This is a genomic window from Ramlibacter paludis, assembly GCF_022012305.1.
GTDB classification, from domain to species: domain Bacteria; phylum Pseudomonadota; class Gammaproteobacteria; order Burkholderiales; family Burkholderiaceae_C; genus Ramlibacter; species Ramlibacter paludis.
This window is the reverse complement of record NZ_JAKLTM010000001.1, coordinates 303,601-317,324: the sequence shown is the minus strand read 5'-3', so window position 1 is coordinate 317,324 and position 13,724 is coordinate 303,601. Positions and strand designations below refer to the sequence as shown.

The window sequence follows — 13,724 nt, the reverse complement described above, 5'->3', positions numbered from 1 at the left end:
AGCGTCAAGGCGAGAAAAAGCTCTTGCCCTTCTGCTTCAACAGCTTCAGCACCCGCTGCGTCGCCGGCGACAGGTAACCCGCGCGCCGGTGCGTCACGCCCAGGCTGCGGCGCAGCGTCGTCGCCTGCAGCTTCACCTCGCGCAGCGCGGCGCCGCGCTCCAGAGACAGGGTGTGGCGCGAGACGAAGGTGAGCAACTGCGTGCGCTCCACCATGCGCGGCAGCAGGGCGATCGAGCCGCTTTCGACCTTGACGTCGGGTGCCGGCAAGCCGCGGCCGCTGAAGGCCAGGTCCAGCCACTGGCGGCTGGGGATGTGCGCGCTGGGCAGCGCCCAGCCGTAGTCGAGCAAGGCGGGCATGGTCACCCGCGCGCGCTCGAACACCGGGTGCTTGCGGTCGGCCGCGACCACCACCACGTCTTCCACCAGCGGATGCGACACCAGCTCCGGGTCGCTGTCGACCGCCAGGCCCACCAGCAGGTCGAGCTTGCCCTGGCGCAGCAGCGAACGCAGCTCGAAGCTCGGGCCCACCATCACGTCCATCTTCACCCGCGGCATGTCGGCCAGCACCGCGCGGCACAGCTCGGGCACCAGGTGTTCGGCCGCGATCGGGCCGCTGCCCAGCGCGACCTGGCCGGCCGAGCCCTGCGCGAAGTCGCGCACCTCGCGCAGCACTTCGTCGCTGGCCGCGCGCAGCAGGCGGCAGCGCGCCAGCAGCACCTCGCCGACCGGCGTGAGGCGGATGCCGCGGCCGGCGCGCTCGAACAGCGGGCTGCCGATCTGCAGCTCCAGCCGCTGGATGCACTTGGTCAGCGCCGGCTGCGAGCGGCCCACCTGTTCCGCCGCCTGGCCCAGGTGGCCCAGGTCGGCCACGGTCTCGAAGAAGCGCAGGTCGCGCAGGTGCAGGTCCATCGATTGCTTCGGGTCATGAATCCATGAGCATTATCGAATGGACGGAATGAATCCCGCCTTCCAGAATCCGCCGCCATGACGTTCAAGGTTTTCGTGACCGCGGCCAGGCTGGCGCCGGCGGGGCTGGCCCTGCTGCAGCAGCACGGCTGCGACGTCGCCTTCCTGCGCGATGGCGACGGCGCCGCCGAAGTCGAGGCGCAACTCGCCGCCCAGCCCTTCGACGCCGTGATCTCGCGCACGGTCGATCTCTCCGCCGCCGCCATCGCGGCCTGCCCCAGCCTGAAGGTGATCTCCAAGCACGGCGTCGGCGTGAGCAACATCGCCGTCGACGCCGCCACGCAGCGCGGCATCCCGGTGTACGTGACGCCGGGCGCCAACGCGCAGTCGGTGGCCGAACTCACCATCGGCCTGATGCTCGCCGTGGCCCGCCGCATCGCGCACCTGGACCACGAACTGCGCGAAGGCCGCTGGACCCGCGCGCAGGACGGCCTGCAGCTGGGCGGCCGCCGCCTGGGCCTGCTGGGCTTCGGCCAGGTCGGCCAGCGCGTCGCGCGCGTGGCGCAGGCGCTGGGCATGGAGGTGCATGCGCACGACCCGATGCTCGCCGGCCCGTCGCCGGTGGCCGGCGTGCAGCTCCATGCGAGCCTCGAATCGCTGCTGCCGGTGAGCGACGTGCTGAGCCTGCACGTGCCGCTGACCCGCGCGACCCGCAACTTGCTCGACGCCGCCGCGCTCGACCGCCTGCCGCGTGGCGCGCTGCTGGTGAACACCGCGCGCGGCGAAGTCGTCGACGAAGCGGCCCTCATCGAGCGGCTGGGCGATGGCCGCGTCACCGGCGTCGGCCTCGACACCATGGCCACCGAACCGTTGCCCGCCGACCATCCGCTGACCCACCTGAACAACGTGGTGCTCACGCCGCACGTGGGCGGCTCCACCGCCGCGGCGCTTGCCGCCATGGCGGAAGGCGCCGCGCGCAACGTGCTCTCCTTCCTGCAAGGTAACCCGCCGGACGCGCGCAGCTGCGTCAATCCCGCCACCCTCCAGACCACCACCATCGCCTGACATGAGCAACACAGCCGCCTGGCCTCCCGGCTACGCAGTCCACCCCCGCGTCGAGTCCGTGGACCTCGAACTCCTCGCCGCCTTCCGCGGCGTCCCCGTCGCGCACGCCAGCGACAGCCTGGGCCGCAGCGTCGGCGCGCTGGGCCTCACGGCCTACCACGCCGACCTCAAGCTGCACCTGTGCGGCCCGGCCCTCACGGTGCGCGTGCGCCCCGGCGACAACCTGATGATCCACGTGGCGCTGCAGATGGCGCAGCCCGGCGACGTGATCGTGATCGACGGCGCCGGCGACCTCACGCAGGCCCTCATCGGCGGCCTGATGCGCACCACCGCCATCGCCCGCGGCATCGCCGGCTTCGTGGTCGACGGCGCCGTGCGCGACCTGGCCGAGTGGGCCGAAGGCGGCATCGCGGTCTACGCGCGCGGCCACACCCACCGCGGCCCCAGCAAGGACGGCCCCGGCGAGGTGAACGTGCCCGTCGCCTGCGCCGGCATGAGCGTGGCGCCCGGCGACCTGGTCCTGGGCGACGCCGACGGCGTACTGGCCGTGCCGGCCTCGCAAGTTGCTACCCTGTTGCCCTTGGTGCGCGCGCATGCGGCGCGCGAAGACAAGATCCGCGCCGGCAACAAGGCCGGTGCGCCCGACCCCGAACGCTTCAACGCCCTGCTGCGCCAGAAGGGTTGCCCGGTCTGAGACGAACGACAAAGGAGACAAGCATGCAGAGACGCCAATTCCTCGCCGGCGCAGCCGCCGCCACCCTGGCCCCGGCCTTCGCGCAGGGCGGCTATCCGGCGCGGCCCATCCGCCTGGTGGTGCCTTTCCCGCCCGGCGGCGGCACCGACGCCACCTCCCGGCTGATCGCGGAGAAGCTCACCACGGCGCTGGGCTGGACCATCGTCATCGACAACAAGCCCGGCGCCGGCGGCAACATCGGCCTGGACGCGGTGGCCAAGGCCGCGCCCGACGGCTACACCATCGGCATGGGGCAGGCAGCCAACCTCGCCATCAATCCGGCGCTGTACGCGAAGATGCCTTTCGATCCGCTCAAGGACCTGACGCCCATCGTGTCGGTGTCGGAACAGCCGGTGGTGCTGGTGGTGCGCCCCGACTCGCCCTTCAAGACCTTTGCCGATTTCGTGGCGGCCGCCAAGACGCGCAAGATCGGCGTGGCCCAGGCCGGCAACGGCACCGTGGGCCACCTGGCCGGCGAGATGCTGGAGCGGCGCGCCAACCTCCAGGTGCTGCAGGTGCCGTACAAGGGCGCCGGGCCGGCCATGACCGACCTGCTGGGTGGCACGGTGGAAACCTACTTCGGCAGCACGGTGTCGGTGATGCCGCAGCTCACCGCGGGCAAGATCCGCGCGCTGGCGGTGAGCTCGGCCAAGCGCATCGGTGCGCTGCCCAACGTGCCCGCCATTGCCGAACATGGCTATCCCGGTTTCGACGCCACCACCTGGCTGGGCCTGGTAGGCCCGGCGGGCATGCCGGCCGACATCGTCGCGCGCATCAATGCGGAAACGGTGAAGGTGCTGGCGCGGCCGGAGGTCAAGGAGAAGCTGGCGCAGGAAGGCAGCGAGCCCACGCCCGGCACGGCGCAGCAGTTCGCCGCCTACATCCGCGCCGAGCATGCGAAATGGGGTACGCTGATCCGCGAGGCCAACATCCGCATCGAGTGAAGCCTCGCAGTCCAGAACACAAGGAGACAAGCATGAAGACTTTGGTTGTGCGCGGCGCGCTCGCATTCGCCTGCGCCCTGGCCGTTGCCGGTGCGGCGCAGGCGCAGGCCTGGCCCGCCAAGCCCATCACGCTGGTGGTGGGCAGCGCGCCCGGCGGTTCCAACGACACCTTCGCCCGTGCCATCGGCAAGAAGCTGTCCGAAGCGCTCGGGCAGCCGGTGGTGGTGGACAACAAGCCCGCGGGCGGCGGCGTGCTGGCCAACGCCTTCGTCGCCAAGGCGCCGCCCGATGGCTACAACCTGGTGGTGCTCTCGTCCACCTTCACCACCGGTGCGGCGATCCGCACCAACCTGCAGTACGACGCGATCAAGAGCTTCAAGCCGGTGGCCATGCTGGGCAAGGGCCCGATGCTGATCACCGTGTCGAACGACTCGCCGTACAAGACCATCGGCGAACTCGTCGCGGCGGCCAAGGCCAATCCGGGCAAGCTGAATTACGGCACCTCGGGCGCGGGCAGCATCAACCACTTCGCCACCGAGCTGTTCACCGATGCGGCCAACATCCGGATGACGCACGTGCCGTACAAGGGCATGGGGCCGGCCACCAACGACCTGCTGGGCGGCCAGATCCAGGTGCTGGTGGCCAGTGCGCCCTCGATCCTCGGCCAGGTGAAGGGCGGCCGCGTGCGAGCGCTGGCCGTGACCTCGGCCACGCGTTCGCCGGTCGCGCCCGACCTGCCTTCGCTGGAGCAGTCCGGCTACAAGGGCAGCGCGAGCGAGCTGTGGTGGGGCGTGCTGGCACCGGCGGGCACGCCGCAGCCGGTGGTGGACCGCCTCAACACCGAGATCAACAAGATCATCCTGTCGGCCGACATGAAGGAGTTCTTCCTGAAGGAAGGCGCGGAGCCCGCGTCGATGAAGCCGGCGGAGTTCGAGGCCTTCATCGCGCAGGAGATCGAGCGCTGGAAGCAGGTGGCCAAGGCCGCCGACATCAAGCCGGAATGAGCGCGTCGGGCGTCCTCGCCGCGAGCGGCGGTTCGCGCACCGTGGCGCCCGGCACGCCGCGGCGCCTGCGCGGCATCCTCTCGCTGGAGGACTTCGAGCCGGCCGCGCGCCGCCTGCTGCCGCGGCCGGTGTTCGGCTACGTGGCGGGCGGCTGCGAGACCGACACCTCCTTGCACGAAAACCGCAGCGCCTTCGACGCCTGGCGCTTCGTGCCGCGCGTCCTGCAGGGCGTGGCGCAGCGCTCGCAGGCCACCCCGCTGTTCGGCCACACCTGGTCCGCGCCCTTCGGCATCGCGCCCATGGGCATGTGCGCGCTGAGCGCCTACCGCGGCGACATCGCGCTGGCGCGTGCCGCCGCCGCGGCCAACATTCCCATGCTGTGCAGCGGCACCGGCCTGATCGCGCTGGAAGACGTGCGCGCGGCGAACGCCGATGCCTGGTTCCAGGCCTACGTGCCGGGCGAGCCGGCGCGCATCGAGGCGCTGGTCGACCGCGTGGCCCGCGCCGGCTACGGCACGCTGGTCGTGACGGCCGACACCGCCGTGTCCGGCAATCGCGAGAACCATGTGCGCGTCGGTTTCTCCAGCCCCTTGCGGCCCAGCGTGTCGCTGGCCTGGCAGGGCCTCACGCATCCGCGCTGGCTTGTCGGCACGGCCTTGCGCACGCTGGTCACGCACGGCATGCCGCACTTCGAGAATTCGCAGGCCGTGCGCGGCGCACCCATCCTGTCCCGCAACGCCGTGCGCGACTTCGGCGCGCGCGACCACCTGGGCTGGGAGCACCTGCGGCTGATCCGCGCCCGCTGGAAAGGCAACCTGGTCGTCAAGGGCATCCTGAGCGCGGAGGACGCCCGCGACGCGCGTGATTGCGGCGCCGACGGCCTGATCGTTTCCAACCACGGCGGCCGCCAGCTCGATGGCGCGATCTCGCCGCTGCAGGCCTTGCCGGCGGTGGTGGCCGCGGTGCCCGGGCTGCCGGTGATGATGGACAGCGGCGTGCGCCGCGGCAGCGACGTGCTGAAAGCGATCGCGCTGGGCGCCCGCTTCGTCTTCGTCGGCCGGCCCTTCCTCTATGCGGCCGCGGTCGGCGGCGAAGCCGGCGCGGCCCACGGCATCGCGCTGCTGCAGCAGGAGATCCACCGCAACATGGCGCTGCTGGGCATCACGCGGCTGGAGCAGGTGCGCGACGGCCGCGTCGTGCCGGCGCTATCCTGCGGGGCATGAGAAGCAAGCTGTTCGTGCCCGGCTCGCGGCCGGAACTGTTCGCCAAGGCGCTGGCCGGCGAAGCCGATGGGATTTCGATCGACCTGGAAGACGCGGTGGCCGAGGAGCGCAAGGCCGAAGCGCGAGTCACCGTCGGCGACTGGCTGCGCGCCGGCCCGGACACGCACGGCAAGCTGGTCATCGTGCGCGTCAACGCGATGGACACGCCGCACTTCGAAGCCGACCTGGCCGCCGTCGTGCAGCCCGGCCTGCAGGTGCTGAATCTGCCCAAGCCGGAATCCGCCGCCGACGTGCGCGCCGCCGCCGAGGCCATCGCGCGCGCCGAGCGCGCCAACGGTGTCGCCGAGCCGGTGCAACTGCTGTTGAACATCGAGACGCCGCGCGCCTTGCGCGCCGCCGCCGCGATGGCCGGCGCCGACCCGCGGGTGATGGGCCTGCAGGTGGGGCTGGGCGACCTGTTCGAGCCGCTGGGCATCGCGCGCCGCGAAACCGTCGCCGTGCAGCAAGTCCTGTTTGCAGTGCGCATGGCCGCCGGCGAAGCGGGCGTGGCCGCGTACGACGGCGCCTTTGCCGACGTGCGCGACACCGAGGGCTACCTGGCCGAGGCGCAGCTCGCGCGCCGCCTCGGCTACGCCGGCAAGACCTGCATCCATCCCAGCCAGGTCGCGCTGGCCAACGCCGCTTTCCGTCCGAGCGACGAGGAGATCGCGCACGCGCACCGCGTGACGCAGGCGGCGCAGCAGGCCGAGGCCGCCGGCGTCGGCGCCTTCCTCGTCGACGGCCGCATGATCGACCGGCCCTTCCTGCTGCGCGCACGCGCCATCGTCGACACCGCGCGCCGGCTGGGACTGTTGCCCGGCGCCTGAACCGAAAGCCGTCCATGAACGCATCCCAAGGGCCGCTGGCCGGCATCCGCGTCCTCGACCTGAGCGCCTACATCGCCGGCCCCTACGGCTGCGCGCTGCTGGCCGACCTGGGCGCCGAGGTGCTCAAGATCGAGCCGCCCGCCGGCGACAACCTGCGCAAATACCCCTCGACGCTGGAAGCGGAAAGCCGCGCCTTCCTCGGCGTGAACCGCAGCAAGCGCGGCATGGTGCTGGACCTGAAGCAGCCCGACGATATGCGGCGGCTGCTGGCGCTGGTGCGCACCGCCGACGTGCTGGTGCACAACTTCCGCCCCGAGGTGCCGCCGCGCCTGGGCATCGCCTACGAACAGCTGCGCGCCGTCAATCCGCGCCTCGTCTACTGCGCCGTCACCGGCTATGGCGAGGACGGGCCGCTGCGCGAGAAGGCCGGCTACGACCAGGTGCTGCAGACCATGACCGGCATGGCGGCGCTGCAGGGTCCGGCGGGCGGCCCGCCCGGCATCCTTTACGGATCGGTGGTCGACTACTACGCGGCCTCGCTGGTGAGCGGCGGCGTGTCGGCGGCTTTGTACGAACGCGAGAAAAGCGGCGAAGGCCAGTACGTGGGCGTGTCGCTGTTGCGCTCGGCGCTGGCCATGCAGTCCGCGCGCCTGGTCTGGGCCGACAGCGAGCCGCGCGACGTCGGCGGGCGCGACATGCGCTCGGGCGGCATCACCGGCATCCACCCCACCCGCGAGGGCTGGCTCTACATCTCCGCCAACACGCCGCACTTCTGGCAGGCGCTGTGCCGCAAGACGGGCCTGGAGGCACTGCTGGTCGAGCGCTACGACAGCGTGCGCAAGCGCGCGCAGCATGCGCAGGAGATCGTGCCGAAGCTGCATGCGGCGCTGGCGCAGCGCAGCGCGCTGGAGTGGGAGACGCTGTTCGGCGAAGAAGTGCCTTGCGCCGCGTCGCGCGACGTCGAGGACATGTTCGACTTCCCGCAGGTCGCCAGCGAAGACATGATCCAGCGCTTCGAGCATCCCACCGTGGGCGGCTACCGCGGCTTTGCCGGCGCCTGGAAATTCGGCCGCACGCCGGGCCCCGCGCCCTTCGCGGCGCCGGCGCTGGACGAACATGGGGAGCAGCTGCGCAAGGAAGCGGACCAGGCCGGATAGACTCGCCCGGCACATGGCAGACACCGCCCGCTCCTTCGCCGCGCTGCGCATCCGCGGCTACCAGGCGCACTTCGGCACCTACCTGCTGGCCATGATGGCCGACAACATCGAGCACGTCATCAGCTACTGGATGGCGTTCCAGAAGTTCCACTCGCCGGCCCTCGGCGGCTTCGCGGTGGTCTCGCACTGGCTGCCCTTCCTGCTGTTCTCGGTGCCCGCCGGCGCGCTGGCCGACCGCTTCGACCCGCGCCGCATCATCCAGTGCGGCATGGCGCTGTTCATCACCGCCTCGCTGGGCTGGGCCTGGTTCTTCATCACCGACACCCTGCAGCTGTGGCATGCGATGGCGCTGCTGGTCATCCACGGCTGCGCCGGCGTGCTGTGGCAGGGCGCGAGCCAGATGCTGCTGCACGACATCGTGCCGGCGCCGGCCCTGGCCAGCGCGGTGCGGCTGAACGCGACGGCGCGCACGCTGGGCGTGCTGGTGGGGCCGGCGGTGGGCGGCGCCATCATGCTCACCATCGGCCCGCGCTACGGCCTGCTGCTGAACGCGCTGTTCTTCCTGCCGGCCATCCTGTGGCTGTGGAAGGCGCCCTATGGCCCGCGCTTCCAGTCGCGGCCGGCCGCGCCGCCGCGCGCGGTGCGCGGGCTGGCCGACATCACGCGCACCATCGCCGAAGTGCGCTCGCAGCGCCTGCTGGCCGCGATGATCCTGCTGGCCGGCTGCGCCTCCTTCTTCGTCGGCAACAGCTACCAGGCGCAGATGCCGGGCTTCGCGCACGACCTCGGCCACGGCGATGCGGGCGTCACCTACAGCATGCTGCTGGCCGCCGATGCGGCAGGCGCCCTGTTCGCGGGCCTGCTGCTGGAAAGCCGCGCCGGCCTGCTGCCGACCACGCCGCGCGCGGCGCTGCTCATGGCCATGGCCTGGTGCCTGGCGCTGGCCGGCTTCGCGGCCACTTCCACCTACGGCATCGCGCTGCTGCTGCTGTTCGTCGCCGGCGTCTGCGAGCTGGCCTTCAGCAGCATCGCCATGACCCTGGTGCAGGTGCACGCGCCGGCTGCCTCGCGCGGCCGCGTGATCGGCCTGTACAACATGTCGGCGCTGGGCCTGCGCGCCTTTGCCGGCATCACCGTGGGGCTGGGCGGCAGCGCGTTCGGCATCCACGCCTCGCTGGTCGGGTCGGCCTTGCTCCTGCTGGCGGTGCTGGGCCTGCTGGCCTACTGGATGGGATCCCGCGCCGCCGCGCCGGCCGCTTGAAAGGACGATCGATGCTCGTCAACGCCGCGCCCTTCGCCACCATCGTGCTGCTGCTGGTGTGGATGGGCTTCTTCATGCTCGGCTCGCTGCCGCTCATGATCCTGAAGCACGACACGCCGCTGGACGCGCGCTTCATCCGCGGCTTGTTCGACGTCTACTACAAGGCCGTGATGGTGGTGGCCGGCCTGGGCGTGCTGGCGCATGCGCTGGTGCACAGGCCCGTGGTCACGCTGGTGCTGGCCGGCGTGGTGGCCGTTGCCTACTTCAGCCGCCGGATCATCCTGGGCCACATGGACAGGTTGCGGGCCACGATGAGCGCGCATGACGCACCGGCGATCCGCAGCTTCCGCCGCTGGCACGTGCTGGGCATGGCGCTCAACGTCGCGCAATTGCTGGCAATCTGCGCCAGCCTGCCTTTCGTGCTGTAGCGCGCAGCAGGCGCTGGAAAGTCGGGCACTCGCCGTGGCTGGGCGCCGGGCAGACGGCCGCGTGGCGCAGGCCCTTGCTCACCGACTGCAGGCGGACCACGAGCGCATCGATCTCGTCGGCCTTGGCGGCCAGCAGCTTGCGGTCGATGCTGGTGCCGCCGCCCGGACCGAACATGCCGCCGATCTGCTCGAGCGTGAAGCCGGCCGCCTGGCCCAGGCCGATGAGCGCCAGCTGGTCGAGCACGCGCGGGTCGAAACGTCGCCGCAAGCCTTCGCGGCCGACCGAGCGGATCAGCCCCTTCTCCTCGTAGAAGCGCAGCGTCGCCGCGGTCAGGCCCGAGCGCCTCGCCACTTCGCCGATGTCCATGCAGAATCCCCTTGACTTCAAGTCGACTTGAGTTCGTATCGTGCAAGGACGTTCAATCACCGTCAACCAGGAGTCCTTCATGTCCCACACCCTCAACACCCTTGCCGCCGCCGTCCGTGCCGTGCTGCAGGAGCGCAACGATCCCGCCGGCCGCGAGCAGGTCGCCGCGCTGCTGCGCGACGCGCTCCAGGACCGCCCCTTCGTCGAATCCCTGTTCGACGCCGATTCGCCCGAGCGCAAGATCGTCTACGAGGATCCGCAGCTCGGCTTCTGCATCCTGGCGCACCGTTACACCGACGCCCGCAAGGGGGGCCCGCACGACCATGGCAACTCCTGGGCCATCTACGGCCAGGCCGACGGCGAGACCGTGATGAGCGACTGGGAAATCGTCGCGCCCGGCCAGGTGAAGAAGGTGGCCGAATACACGCTCAAGCCCGGGGATGCGCACCTGTACAACGAGGGCGCCATCCATGCGCCGGGCCGCTCGGGGCCGAACCGCCTGGTGCGCATCGAAGGGGTGAACCTGGAGAAGGTCGCGCGCGGCAAGTACCAGGGGGTGCAGGGCTGACGGCGCGCCGACCTGGCCGCTTCAGTCGGCCTGGATCTTCTTCTCCTTGATCACCTTGCCCCAGCGCGCGGATTCCGCGGCAATGAACCGGCCGAACTCCTCCGCGCTGCCGCCGCCGATCACGTTGCCTTGCGAGGTGATGCGCTCGGCCAGCTCGGGGTCCTTCAGCGCGCGGTTCACCGCGTCGTTCAGCTTCGCGACGACGGCCGCCGGCGTCCCCTTGGGCGCAATGACGCCGAACCAGTTGGACACTTCCAGGCCCTTGATGCCCAGCTCGGCGAAGGTCGGTACGTCGGGGAACTGCGGCAGGCGCTTGTCGTTGGCCACGGCCAGCGCCCGCGCCTTGGGCGGGTTGGCCTTCGCATACGGCAGCGAGGCGGGAACCATGTCGAACATGAAGCTGACGTTGCCGGCCAGCAGGTCGGTGGTCGCGGGCCCGCCGCCCTTGTAAGGCACGTGCAGCATCGGCACGCCGGTCGCGTCTTCCAGCAGTTCGCCCGCCAGGTGGAACGAGCCGCCGGTGCCGGCCGAGGCGTAGCTCAGTTTTCCGGGATTGGCCTTGCCGTAGGCGACGACGTCGGCGAAGGACTTGAAGGGCGACTTGTCGGCGCTCACCAGCAGCACCAGCGGGCCCTTTTCGATCAGCGCGATCGGCGTGACGTCGGTCGCCGCGTCGAAGTTCATCTTGTTGAACAGGTACTTGTTCACCGCCAGCGGCGCAAGGTTGCCGATGCCGATGACATGCCCGTCCGGGTTGGCCTTGGCGATGAAGTCGGTGCCGATGTTGCCGGCCGCGCCCGGCTTGTTGTCCACGACCACCGGCACGCCCAGGAGGGTGGCCATCTTGCCGGCCACCTGGCGCGCGCGCGTGTCGGAGCTGCCGCCCGGCGCATAAGGGACGACCATGGTGATCGTCCTGGACGGGAAAGGCGCCGTCTGCGCGATGGCGCCCGCGCTGGCGGCGGCCAGCAGCAGTCCGGCGAGGGTCTTCAGCGTTCGTCTCTTCATGGTCGTCGTTGCCTCCAGTCAGGATTTGATTGTACTAACGAGTTCTTCAGTACAATAAAAACGCGGTCTAGAGGATTACCCTCGGATCCATGTATCGTCCAGCGGAACACTCTTGGTACATCTGAAAGGAACACCCCCATGAACATCCTGGTCCTCCCCGGCGACGGGATCGGCCCCGAAATCGTCGCCGCTTCCATGGAGGTGCTGCAGGCCGCGGACCGCCGCTTCGAGCTCGGGCTCGCCTTCGACCACGACGTGGTCGGCTTCGAAAGCCTGGCCAAGTTCGGCACGACGCTGCGGCAGGAAGTGCTGGAGCGCGCCAAGACCTACGACGGCGTCATCCTGGGCACGCAGTCGCATGCCGATTACCCCGCGCCGGAGCAGGGCGGCCGCAACGTGTCGGCCGGCTTCCGCATCGGGCTGGACCTCTATGCCAACGTGCGCCCGGCGCGCACGCGGCCCTTCCTCGAGTCCAACATGAAAGCCGGCAAGAGCATGGACCTGGTCATCATGCGCGAGGCCACCGAGGGCTTCTATCCTGACCGCAACATGACGCGCGGCTGGGGCGAGGTGATGCCCAGCCCCGACATGGCGCTGTCCACCCGCAAGATCACGCGCCACTGCAGCGAACGCATCGCCCGCCGCGCCTTCGAGCTGGCGATGACCCGCCGCCGGAAGGTCACCGCGATCCACAAGGCCAACAGCTTCCACATGACCGACGGCCTCTTCCTGGAAGCGGTGCGCCACGTGGCGAAGGACTTTCCGCAGGTGCAGCTGGACGACCTGCTGGTCGACGCGTCCACCGCGCACCTGGTGCGCGAACCGGAGCGCTTCGACGTCATCGTCGCGACCAACTTCTACGGCGACATCCTGTCCGACCTGGCCAGCGAACTCTCCGGCAGCCTGGGCCTGGCCGGCTCGGTGATGGCGAGCGACACCCTCTGCTGCGCCCAGGCCCAGCACGGCTCGGCGCCCACGATTGCCGGCAAGGACATCGCCAACCCGACGTCGATGATCCTGTCGGTGGCCATGCTGATTCGCTGGATGGGCGACCACAAGCAGGTCCAGGCGCTGCAGCGTGCCGGCGACGCCATGCAGCGCGCCGTCGACCGGGTGCTGGAAGACCCGAAGCTGCGCACGCGCGACCTCGGCGGCGACACGGGCTGCAAGGCGTTCGGCACCGCCGTGGCCCGCGCGATCCAGGCGGCCTGAGCGACGTATCGCGAGCCTGCTTGCGGTACGCTAGGCGCATGAAGGCAGTCCGGCTTCCCGAAAACGTTAGCGCGCTGGTGCCCGCGCTGGCCAACCAGATCGTGGCCATGATCCGGCGCGAGGGATTCGAAGTCGGCCACCGCCTGACCGAGCAGGTGCTGTGCGACGAGCTGGGTGTGTCCCGTTCGCCGGTGCGCCGGGCCCTGCAGTTCCTGGAGACCGCGGGTGTCGTTCGCTCCGAGCCGAACAAGGGCTTCCAGGTGGCCAGGCCGCCGGGCGAACTGGGATCGCTGGCCGTGCCGCAGCGCGCGGATTCGGATGAAGCCCTGTACCTCGCGGTCGCCGACGACCGCCTGGCCGCCAAGCTGGGCGAGGAGATCGCCGAAACCGAGCTGATGCAGCGCTACGACGCGAGCCGCCTGCAGATCCAGCGCGTGCTGCACCGGATGGCGCGCGAGGGGATGATCGAGCGCAAGCCCGGGCGCGGCTGGATGTTCCAGCCGCTGCTGAACACGCCCGAGGCTTATCGCGAGAGCTACCGCTTCCGCATGATCATCGAACCGGCGGCATTGCTGGAGCCGGGCTATGCAATCGACCTGGCGGAGCTGGACAAGTGCTACCGGGAACAGGTGGAGCTGCTCTCCGGCGGCATCGAGAAGTGGGCGCGCTCGGAACTGTTCCGTCCAGGCGTCCACCTGCACGAGACGATCGTCGCGGGCGCGCACAACCGCCTGCTGCTGGATGCGCTGAAGAAGGTCAACCAGCTGCGCCGGCTGGTGGAGTACCGGAAGAAGCTCGATCCCAGCCACATGGTGCAGCAGTGCACCGAGCACCTGGAACTGATCGCCCTGCTGCGCCGGGGCGAACGCATGGAGGCCGCGCATTACCTGCGCGAGCACCTGAACGGCGCCAAGCAGCGCAAGGCACCTGAGGGCGCAGCGCAACCGCCTGCGAAGACCCGCAAGGCTTGAAGGCCGCGCC

15 protein-coding genes are annotated in these 13,724 nt (G+C 70.4%); 12 read left to right on the top strand and 3 right to left on the bottom strand.

Annotation, left to right across the window (positions count from 1 at the left end):
• Window positions 1-4 precede the first annotated feature (4 nt).
• The gene (locus LZ009_RS01610; RefSeq protein WP_275696131.1) at window positions 5-910 is read right to left on the bottom strand and encodes a LysR family transcriptional regulator; all 906 of its coding nucleotides are present in this window, start codon (window positions 908-910) and stop codon (window positions 5-7) included.
• 75 nt (window positions 911-985) lie between these two features.
• Here LZ009_RS01610 and LZ009_RS01605 point away from each other — a divergent pair, with 75 nt between their 5' ends.
• From LZ009_RS01605 to LZ009_RS01565, 9 genes are read left to right on the top strand one after another with little or no spacing between them, the layout of a single operon-like run.
• Window positions 986-1,972: an NAD(P)-dependent oxidoreductase gene (locus tag LZ009_RS01605; RefSeq protein ID WP_275696130.1), complete on the top strand. Its 987-nt coding sequence runs from the start codon at window positions 986-988 to the stop codon at window positions 1,970-1,972.
• 1 nt (window position 1,973) lies between these two features.
• Entirely contained in the window at window positions 1,974-2,666 is a 693-nt protein-coding gene (locus tag LZ009_RS01600; protein ID WP_275696129.1) for an RraA family protein, read from the top strand.
• Between the two features lie 23 nt (window positions 2,667-2,689).
• Window positions 2,690-3,649: a Bug family tripartite tricarboxylate transporter substrate binding protein gene (locus tag LZ009_RS01595; protein WP_275696128.1), complete on the top strand. Its 960-nt coding sequence runs from the start codon at window positions 2,690-2,692 to the stop codon at window positions 3,647-3,649.
• A 32-nt stretch (window positions 3,650-3,681) separates the two neighbouring features.
• Window positions 3,682-4,653 (top strand): Bug family tripartite tricarboxylate transporter substrate binding protein, encoded by a 972-nt coding sequence (locus LZ009_RS01590; RefSeq protein ID WP_275696127.1) that lies wholly within the window; start codon window positions 3,682-3,684, stop codon window positions 4,651-4,653.
• Window positions 4,650-5,876 (top strand): alpha-hydroxy acid oxidase, encoded by a 1,227-nt coding sequence (locus tag LZ009_RS01585; protein WP_275696126.1) that lies wholly within the window; start codon window positions 4,650-4,652, stop codon window positions 5,874-5,876. The genes LZ009_RS01590 and LZ009_RS01585 overlap by 4 nt, the downstream gene beginning before the upstream one ends.
• Window positions 5,873-6,742 carry an HpcH/HpaI aldolase/citrate lyase family protein gene (locus LZ009_RS01580; protein ID WP_275696125.1) on the top strand — a complete coding sequence of 290 codons (870 nt, stop codon included), beginning with the start codon at window positions 5,873-5,875 and terminating at the stop codon, window positions 6,740-6,742. The genes LZ009_RS01585 and LZ009_RS01580 overlap by 4 nt, the downstream gene beginning before the upstream one ends.
• 14 nt (window positions 6,743-6,756) lie before the next feature.
• Window positions 6,757-7,899 (top strand): CaiB/BaiF CoA transferase family protein, encoded by a 1,143-nt coding sequence (locus tag LZ009_RS01575; RefSeq protein WP_275696124.1) that lies wholly within the window; start codon window positions 6,757-6,759, stop codon window positions 7,897-7,899.
• A gap of 13 nt (window positions 7,900-7,912) precedes the next feature.
• A complete protein-coding gene (locus LZ009_RS01570; protein ID WP_275696123.1) occupies window positions 7,913-9,160 on the top strand; it encodes an MFS transporter in 1,248 nt (415 codons plus the stop codon).
• A gap of 11 nt (window positions 9,161-9,171) precedes the next feature.
• Window positions 9,172-9,588, top strand: coding sequence for a hypothetical protein (locus LZ009_RS01565; protein WP_275696122.1), 417 nt, complete (start codon window positions 9,172-9,174; stop codon window positions 9,586-9,588).
• Here the strand turns inward: LZ009_RS01565 and LZ009_RS01560 are convergent.
• Complete coding sequence (locus LZ009_RS01560) at window positions 9,536-9,955, bottom strand: helix-turn-helix domain-containing protein (protein WP_275696121.1); 420 nt, start codon at window positions 9,953-9,955, stop codon at window positions 9,536-9,538. The genes LZ009_RS01565 and LZ009_RS01560 overlap by 53 nt on opposite strands.
• Window positions 9,956-10,034: 79 nt before the next feature.
• Between LZ009_RS01560 and LZ009_RS01555 the strand changes: the two genes are divergently transcribed.
• A complete protein-coding gene (locus LZ009_RS01555) occupies window positions 10,035-10,523 on the top strand; it encodes a cupin domain-containing protein (protein ID WP_275696120.1) in 489 nt (162 codons plus the stop codon).
• A gap of 21 nt (window positions 10,524-10,544) precedes the next feature.
• On the opposite strand, the gene LZ009_RS01550 is transcribed toward LZ009_RS01555, so the two are convergent.
• Window positions 10,545-11,531 (bottom strand): Bug family tripartite tricarboxylate transporter substrate binding protein, encoded by a 987-nt coding sequence (locus LZ009_RS01550; RefSeq protein WP_275696119.1) that lies wholly within the window; start codon window positions 11,529-11,531, stop codon window positions 10,545-10,547.
• Between the two features lie 138 nt (window positions 11,532-11,669).
• Here LZ009_RS01550 and LZ009_RS01545 point away from each other — a divergent pair, with 138 nt between their 5' ends.
• Window positions 11,670-12,743 (top strand): isocitrate/isopropylmalate dehydrogenase family protein, encoded by a 1,074-nt coding sequence (locus LZ009_RS01545; RefSeq protein ID WP_275696118.1) that lies wholly within the window; start codon window positions 11,670-11,672, stop codon window positions 12,741-12,743.
• Window positions 12,744-12,781: 38 nt separating this feature from the next.
• Window positions 12,782-13,714, top strand: coding sequence for a GntR family transcriptional regulator (locus tag LZ009_RS01540; protein WP_275696117.1), 933 nt, complete (start codon window positions 12,782-12,784; stop codon window positions 13,712-13,714).
• Window positions 13,715-13,724 lie beyond the last annotated feature (10 nt).